This is a genomic window from Dietzia natronolimnaea, assembly GCF_002289575.1.
GTDB lineage: Bacteria > Actinomycetota > Actinomycetes > Mycobacteriales > Mycobacteriaceae > Dietzia > Dietzia natronolimnaea_A.
The window spans coordinates 1-3,054 of the sequence record NZ_NTGA01000070.1 but is presented as its reverse complement, the minus strand read 5'-3'; the positions used below and the strand labels follow the sequence as shown (position 1 = coordinate 3,054).

4 protein-coding genes are annotated in these 3,054 nt (G+C 66.7%); 2 read left to right on the top strand and 2 right to left on the bottom strand.

Translation table 11 applies throughout. The annotated features are described in order from the left end of the window. Both CEY15_RS17590 and CEY15_RS17585 read left to right on the top strand, forming a co-directional pair. Nucleotides 1–380, top strand: a 380-nt coding sequence (locus tag CEY15_RS17590) for a GNAT family N-acetyltransferase (protein ID WP_141244332.1), incomplete at its 5' end; no start/stop codon positions are given. Between the two features lie 284 nt (nt 381–664). Further along, on the top strand, nt 665–1,393 hold the full coding sequence (locus CEY15_RS17585) for a hypothetical protein (RefSeq protein WP_245847722.1): 729 nt from the start codon (nt 665–667) through the stop codon (nt 1,391–1,393). 134 nt (nt 1,394–1,527) lie between these two features. On the opposite strand, the gene CEY15_RS17580 is transcribed toward CEY15_RS17585, so the two are convergent. After that, nucleotides 1,528–2,733 carry an MFS transporter gene (locus CEY15_RS17580; protein ID WP_095719485.1) on the bottom strand — a complete coding sequence of 402 codons (1,206 nt, stop codon included), beginning with the start codon at nt 2,731–2,733 and terminating at the stop codon, nt 1,528–1,530. Beyond that, nucleotides 2,730–3,038 carry an ArsR/SmtB family transcription factor gene (locus CEY15_RS17575; RefSeq protein WP_095719484.1) on the bottom strand — a complete coding sequence of 103 codons (309 nt, stop codon included), beginning with the start codon at nt 3,036–3,038 and terminating at the stop codon, nt 2,730–2,732. The genes CEY15_RS17580 and CEY15_RS17575 overlap by 4 nt, the downstream gene beginning before the upstream one ends. Nucleotides 3,039–3,054: the final 16 nt, after the last annotated feature.

The window sequence follows — 3,054 nt, the reverse complement described above, 5'->3', positions numbered from 1 at the left end:
TCGATGTCTCCATCAAACCCGGGGCGATGCATGGCACACTCACCTACCAGACTGCCGCACCCCCGGCAGGGACCGATTCTGCGCCGGTAGCCGTGCTGGCCGCGGTCACCGTTCGCCCGTCGCTGCGGGGCAGCGGCGTCGGTGCCCGCCTGGTCGAGCTGTTTCTCAGCCAGGCGCACGAGGGCGGCTCTGCTACCGCCGAGTTGTTCACCAGCGCCGGCTCGGACGGGGCCGGCGCGTTCTATGAACGCTTGGGATGGAGCCCGGGGAGCGAGTACCGCACGCGGGACGGCGACATGGTGCGCAGCTATCGTCACCCCGTGGTGCCTCCGGCCCGCCGCGGCACGTTCTGTGACAAGGGCGGGGCAGATCCCCGATGAAGCTGACCCGGCGCCAATTGCTGACGGTGTTGACTGCGGGGTCAGCCGCCACCGTGGCGTCCTGCACGCTCGGCCCCGCCCCGCCACGGCCTGCGCCCTCGGTGACTACCCCGACACCGCAGCCACCTCACCTGGGTGGAGCCGAACCCGGCGCCCCTCGTTCCCCGTTGTCCGCCGCGGCGAGCCGATGGCAGCCGGCACCGGGTGAAGTACGCCCGGAGATCAAGCGCACCGCAGCGGCGTTTCTGGAAAACGCCGGAAACTGGAGCGACGGCGAAACGGCCGTGGGCACCCTCATCCGCGCCGGCGCGTCGCCGCCGGTGGCGTCGACAGCGTCGATACTTCAACTGCCGGACGCCCGCGCCGGGGAACTGACCGTCGTCTATCCGCAGTACGGCGGGCTCGCCTCGGATACCGCTGCCGTCATCGCCCTGGTGGAGCAGAACCTGTACACCGTCTCGGGACCGTGGAACCGCGAACTGGTCGTGGACGTGCGATTGGCTCGACCCCCCGGTGGGAGTTGGGCCGTCGAGCGGCTCGTCGCGCCGACCTCACTGGGCCCGTCGCTGCCGTTGACCGACACGGCGGCAGCGGTGCTCGCCGAGCCGAAGATCATCCTGCCCGGCCCAGCCCGCAGCGATGTCAGCACCGGCAGGATGGACAACCGACTGCTGGCGATACTGCACGCACTGTCCCGGGAGTTCACCCTGGCGATCCAGGTAATGCACACAGGCCACATCCAGACGGTCTATCCCACCGCGCGAATGTCCAATCACGCCGTGGGACGAGCAGTAGACATCCGCGAGATCGACGGTCGGCCGGTGGTGGACGTCCGACCCGGCGACGATCGTGTGCTTCGGTTGATGCGGCGAGCTGCCGAGTTGGGGGCGACCGAGGTCGGTGGACCTGCCGACCTTAACGGACCGCGCAAGGGGTTCTTCTCCGACGACGTCCACCAAGATCACATCCATCTCGGTATCACTCCCGGCGACGCGCCGGCGCACCTGCGGTAGGGCGCACGTGCGTGCGGGTGGGGCACGAGGTCACCGGCGGCGTGAGCCAGTCAGCTCCGCAGCGGTGCAACCGTTTCGGACCAAGTCGCACCCTTGACGAGCACCGTGCGGCGCAGACTGGCAGTGCGCCCGGCTCACGCGACGGGTCGTGTCCAGAGAGCGAAGGCACCGAAGGCCCCGAGAACTCCGAGAGCCGAGAGGATCAGCGCGGTCTGAGGTAGACCGAGCATCGCGCCAAGAACGCCGGCGATCGGGTAGGTGAGCATGAAGCAGGCGTGGGACAGGGAGAACTGCGCGGCGAAGACCGCAGGTCGAGATACTTGGTCGGAGGCGCGTCGCAGCAGGCGGGCTGACGGGGTCAGAATCAGCGACGTCGCGGCTCCAAGGATCGCCCACAGTGTGATTAGCAAGGCCCACTGCCCACTGCCGGCGGGTAGAGCGATCACTGCTGCTGATGCGGCCAGGGCGGGCGGGATAATCGCTGAGCCGGTGAGCATGACGGGCCGATCGGCGATCTTGTCGAGGACTCGGGGAACAATGAGGGCGACGAGCATGGAACCGGCGCCGAAGGCGGCCAGCAGAAGCGCGACGTCGCTCTCGGAGCGATCCAAAGATCCTCTGACTACGAGGACGGTGTTGACGATCACCATGGCGGTGGAGGTCGCCACGATGAGGTTCATCACCAGCAGACTGCGCAGCTCCGTGGTGCGCAGCATGACCCGGACGCCCCGGGTCAGTCGTTCTCGAAACGATGCGGCTTCGGACCGTGCGCCATCGGGAATTTCGGTGACCAGGACGAGCGCGCCGGAGGCGAGAAATCCCAGCACCGTGCCCAGGAATAGATTGTTGTAGGACATGATCGCCAGCAGCGCCGCAGCCAGTACGGGGCTCAGTAGCGATTCGGTGTCGTACGCCAGGCGGGATAGTGACAATGCGCGGGTGTACTGCGCTTCGTCGGGAAGGACATCGGGAATCACTGCCTGGAACACCGGAGTGAAGGTCGCCGACGCCGCTTGCAGCGCAAAGATCAGGACATAAATCTGCCAGGCCTCACTGACCCAGGGCAGGGACAACGCCACTGCAGCGCGGACTGCGTCCGCGCTGACAAGAACGGCCTTTCGTCGCCACCGGGTGGCCATAGCCGCCATCACCGGTGACACGGCGACGTACGCGACCATCTTGATCGTCAGCGCCGTTCCTAGCACTACACCAGCGTCTTGCCCGGCGATGTCGAAGGCCAATAACCCGAGCGCCACGGTGAGCAGACCGGTGCCGAGAAGGGCGACTATCTGAGCGCTGAAGAGCCTGGCATAGGTGCTGTTCCGAAGGACACCGATCACGATAGGCCGGTGATCTTCCCGTGGCCCAGACGGTCGCGGTCATGATGCGCGGGGTGACTGTCCACCGCGTGCTGCGCCTGGAAAATCGCGTCGGCGACAAGCTGGCGGGCGTGCTCGTCAGTCAGGCGGTAGAACACTCGTTGCCCGTCTTGGCGTGCTGAGACCATTCGCGCCAGGCGGAGTTTGGCCAAGTGCTGAGATACCGACGCCGGGGACTTGTCGACGATCTCGGCCAGCTGGTTTACCGACAGCTCCCCGTCGCGAAGGGCCAGAATGATCCGCACTCGCGGAGTAGTGCCCCATATAGTGGTGTAACTCGGT